This window comes from Nostoc sp. (genome assembly GCF_036917135.1).
In the GTDB taxonomy this organism is placed as follows: Bacteria; Cyanobacteriota; Cyanobacteriia; order Cyanobacteriales; family Nostocaceae; genus Nostoc.
In genome coordinates this window covers 1-1572 of record NZ_JBALEA010000052.1, presented here as the reverse complement: position 1 = coordinate 1572, position 1572 = coordinate 1, and the positions used below count along the sequence as shown (strand labels likewise).

Genomic DNA, 1572 nt, shown 5'->3' with positions numbered 1-1572 from the left:
CGACCGACCTAGGTTAGACCAACTCAGCATCTATTTAACTGTATGTTTTTCGATTTCTGAGGGGTGTAGGTCTCCCTAAAAAGGAGGTGATCCAGCCACACCTTCCGGTACGGCTACCTTGTTACGACTTCACCCCAGTCACCAGTCCTGCCTTAGGCATCCTCCTCCCCGAAAGGTTGGAGTAATGACTTCGGGCACTACCAGCTTCCATGGTGTGACGGGCGGTGTGTACAAGGCCCGGGAACGAATTCACTGCAGTATGCTGACCTGCAATTACTAGCGATTCCTCCTTCACGCAGGCGAGTTGCAGCCTGCGATCTGAACTGAGCTCCGGTTTCCGGGATTTGCTTGCATTCGCATGCTTGCTGCCCTCTGTCCGGAGCATTGTAGTACGTGTGTAGCCCAAGGCGTAAGGGGCATGCTGACTTGACGTCATCCCCACCTTCCTCCGGTTTGTCACCGGCAGTCTCTCTAGAGTGCCCAACTTAATGCTGGCAACTAAAAACGAGGGTTGCGCTCGTTGCGGGACTTAACCCAACATCTCACGACACGAGCTGACGACAGCCATGCACCACCTGTGTTCGCGCTCCCGAAGGCACTCCCAGCTTTCACCAGGATTCGCGACATGTCAAGCCTTGGTAAGGTTCTTCGCGTTGCATCGAATTAAACCACATACTCCACCGCTTGTGCGGGCCCCCGTCAATTCCTTTGAGTTTCACCGTTGCCGGCGTACTCCCCAGGCGGGATACTTAACGCGTTAGCTACGGCACGGCTCGGGTCGATACAAGCCACGCCTAGTATCCATCGTTTACGGCTAGGACTACTGGGGTATCTAATCCCATTCGCTCCCCTAGCTTTCGTCCCTCAGTGTCAGTTACGGCCTAGCAGAGCGCCTTCGCCACCGGTGTTCTTCCTGATCTCTACGCATTTCACCGCTACACCAGGAATTCCCTCTGCCCCGAACGTACTCTAGCTATGTAGTTTCCACTGCTCTTATCTAGTTGAGCTAGACTCTTTAACAGCAGACTTACATTGCCACCTGCGGACGCTTTACGCCCAATCATTCCGGATAACGCTTGCATCCTCCGTATTACCGCGGCTGCTGGCACGGAGTTAGCCGATGCTTATTCCTCAGGTACCGTCATTGTGTTCTTCCCTGAGAAAAGAGGTTTACGACCCAAGAGCCTTCCTCCCTCACGCGGTATTGCTCCGTCAGGCTTTCGCCCATTGCGGAAAATTCCCCACTGCTGCCTCCCGTAGGAGTCTGGGCCGTGTCTCAGTCCCAGTGTGGCTGATCGTCCTCTCAGACCAGCTACTGATCGTCGCCTTGGGAGTCCGTTACACTTCCAACTAGCTAATCAGACGCGAGCTCATCTTCAGGCAGTTAACCTTTCACCTCTCGGCACATCCGGTATTAGCCACCGTTTCCAGTGGTTGTCCCAGACCTGAAGCCAGATTCTCACGCGTTACTCACCCGTCCGCCACTAAATCCCGAAAGATTCCGTTCGACTTGCATGTGTTAAGCATACCGCCAGCGTTCATCCTGAGCCAGGATCAAACTCTCCGTTTTGT

1 rRNA gene is annotated in these 1572 nt (G+C 54.2%); it reads right to left on the bottom strand.

Features of this window, described 5'->3' with window-relative positions:
- Nucleotides 1–79 precede the first annotated feature (79 nt).
- Nucleotides 80–1570, bottom strand: a 16S ribosomal RNA gene (locus V7K50_RS15260).
- Nucleotides 1571–1572: the final 2 nt, after the last annotated feature.